We start from the raw sequence: 3,602 nt of genomic DNA, 5'->3' as shown, positions 1-3,602 counted from the left end.
CTTTTTTATTTATAGGCTAGTTTTTCCTAGCCTCATTTTTTACTTTTTTATTATAAAAATATACATATTTTTATAAATATTAAATAAAAAGTGTGGAAAATATGTTTTGACAATAATAAAGATTAAAATTCATTAAGGTATAATTTGACACTAATAATTATGAAGTGATATAATTATCAAGCAAATGTTATAGTAATATACATTTTGATTATATAAGTAGGAGGGAATTATGATAGGAAAAAATAATATAAAATTAAATCAAAAAAAGAATGCAACACAAGTAAACTATTATTCAATTAAAAAACTGAAGTTAGGTGTGTCTTCAGTTATGGTAGGTGGTTTCTTTTTCTTAGGTATATCTCATTATGCACAAGCCGCAGAAGAGCAAGCATTAGAACATTCTGTTGTAACTAATGCAGATGATCAAATTAAAGAATCAAAAGATAATAGTTTATTAGATGAGAATAATAAATCTAAAGATGAAATAAAAGATGAAATAAATACAATAGTAAGTGATCAATTAGTAATATCGGATGACCATTTAGTTGAATATAAGGATGTAACGAGCAAAGAAGATACTTCAAAAGTTACAGTATCTGAAGAAAAAAATAATCTTTCTTTAGAAACAATAAAATCAAAAGAAGAATTATCAACAAATAATTCAAAAATTGAAACTACAAGTAATGTTTCAGAAGTTAATTTAACAACAAAAACTGTATCAGATTTAAAAGATGACAAGACAATTGTTGAAGAACATAATAATGAACAAGAAGTAGATACTAATAAAAATAACAAAGAACAAGTTATTTATGATGCTGAATTAGATGGTAAATTGATTGAAAAAAAATATTCAAATAAAGTCATTAATAAATTTAATGAATCTGAAGAAAAGCATATTGTAGCTAAAGAAGAAGTTACAAATGAACGTAGATCTTTTAGGGCAACACCTGAGCGAAATTCTAATTTAGAAGGTTATTCTGTAGTTAATTCTGGACAACCACCTTTAATAGATCCAAATACAGGTCATTATACTTTTGCCATAGTTAAGAATTTTTCTTCTGGTTATCAATATGTAATGTCAACATCTTATGCTGATTTAGGACCGGTTAAAAAATCTGATGATCCAAAGCAAGTACAAGAACCTACTAAAATATATATTACGAGTTTTAATAATCAAAATAAAAAAGAAGGTAATACACAAGTATTACAAAATGCCAACGGGCAAAGTTTAACAGCGTTTAATACACAACCTGGAATGCCAACATTTTCTATTAAATCAGGTAGTGTATCAATGACAACAGCACAAAAACAAGAATTAGCCGCAGTATATGCTAACGGGAAAACAATTAATGATCCATTAAAAGTGGCTGAATCATTAACATCTGTTCCAAAACATGTGTATCAAATCACACATTATCAAATAGTTAAAGAAGTAGCAGAAGGTGAAAAATTTAACTTAGAGCATAATGGTAAAAAGTATATTAAAACAAAAAAAGTTGTACGTCCGGAAGAAAAGCAATCAGGATGGGAAGATTTTGATTACAATACAGCACCGTTAACTTTTGATGGTTATGAGTATGTGACTAGTACACCAAATGCAACTGGAAAAATGACTGATAAAGAACCAGGATACAAAGGTGATGTGATTTATACACGTAAAGTTTATATAGGTGCTCAAAATGGTGTGAATATTACGATGTATCGTAAAAAAGAATATGTAGATGATAAAGGTACAATTAATTCATATAGTTATCTGTCACCTAAGAATGCTGATGATCCTAATAGTGGTTTACCAGATGCAGAAACGTTTTTCGAAAATTTAGAAAACTATAAAATTTATACAGATAAAGTTTATAATTATGGTAATGGACGTGAAGGTGGTCAAATATCTGATACAGATTTAGAAAAAGATGATGGTACAGGTAAAAAATATAAAGACTATATAAGTAATGATAAAGAAGCATTTTATGTAGCTCACGTGTCTGAAGGTAATGAAATAAAAATAAAAAATGTATTACTTGGTGAAGAGAGTATTAATAATTTACCAGCAAATAAGAGTGTACGTTTAATTTTTCCATTAGCGCAAAATAAAGATGCAATTACGGGTGCTTTATTAACTGGTAATAAGTGGGGACCATCTTCAGAAGTTACTTATTATTATGTTGTCGGTGCACCTGTAGAGACACGTTATATTATTGAAGGAACGCCTGATAAAAAAGATAGTAAAGGAAGAGTCATTACTAAAAATGATTTGTCAAAACCAGAAATAGTAGTACCAGATAATTCAAAATTAAATGTAACTTATGATGCAGCAAGTCATAAAAAACCAATCATCGAGAAAAATGGTAAAAACTATATTTTATCTTCTGAACATCCAATACGACAAGAGACGAATGATGCAACAGAAACAGGTACTGTTAAAACAACTAAACAAACAGTTGTTTATCAATATCAACATGTTGGTGGAGAAGTTAAAGCACAATATGTTCTTGAAAATACAAATCAAAAACTTCAAGATGATAAAATTATAAAAAAAGAAAACACGCCATTCGGTGAAGCATATACAGGTAATAAACCTCATGAAATCACAAAAGATGGTAAAGTTTATGCTTTATCAACAACAATGCCTGTTCGTAAAAATGCAGGTGATGCAGCAGAAAAAGGTACAGTAATAGATACACCACAAACAATTGTTTATCAATATGTAGTAAAAAAAGTTTTAAAAGGTGATGTAATTGTTAATTATGAGGATACAGATGGTAATCAAATTAGAGTACCGTTTGAAGATGAAAAACAAGTGCCTGTAGGTAAAAAGTATGACACAACAGATCGTAAACCTATTTTGATTACAACAGCAGATAATAAAAAATATATGCTAGATAGAAGTAAGCAGAAGGGTGATCCGGAACAAGGTAAAGTTAAAGAAGGTATTACAAAAGTAACGTATATTTATAATGAGTTAAAGGGTAATGTAGTTGTTAATTATACAGACGAAGCTGGTACAGTTATTAAACAAGCTGTTAACGATACATTAGACGCTTCAAACGATACAGCATACGATACGACAGATTATAAAGATACAACAATTGATTTTAAAGGTAAAACATATATTTTAATAGAAGAAAAAACCAAAAATAAAGAAAAAGGAAAAGTTGTCGGTGGAAAAACGATTAACATTACTTATGTATATAAACCACGTGATGTTATTATTCCAGTTTTACCAACAGATCCAAAAGAACCAGGTACACCAATAGATAATAATGGCCAAAAATGGCCAAAAGGTGTTAAAAAAGATGATTTAAATGAAGAAGTAGTACGTACAATTCATTATAAATATTTAACAAAAACTGGTGATAAAGCATTAGACGATGTTATACAAAATTTAAAATATACACGTGAAGGTCGAGTGAATATTACAACAGGAACTGTTGAGTATACTGAGTGGACGCCAACAAGTGGTACAACTTTTGATCAAGTAGCATCGCCAGTAATTAAAGGCTATATTACGGAACGTGAAGTTGTTGAGCAAGAATTAAATATTCAAGCTAAAGATTCAGATAAAGAAACAACAGTAGTATATACACCATTAGGTAAATGGGTAC

At 28.9% G+C, this 3,602-nt stretch carries 1 protein-coding gene; it reads left to right on the top strand.

Translation table 11 applies throughout. The features are described from left to right. Window positions 1-229: 229 nt before the first annotated feature. Window positions 230-3,602: mucin-binding protein (locus AC5EAH_RS07785; protein ID WP_493494214.1), on the top strand; the 3,373-nt coding region annotated here is incomplete at its 3' end.

This window comes from Staphylococcus sp. B1(2026) (assembly GCF_058895785.1).
Note: the sequence above shows the minus strand (reverse complement) of the source record. Positions and strands in the feature narration are given on the sequence as shown.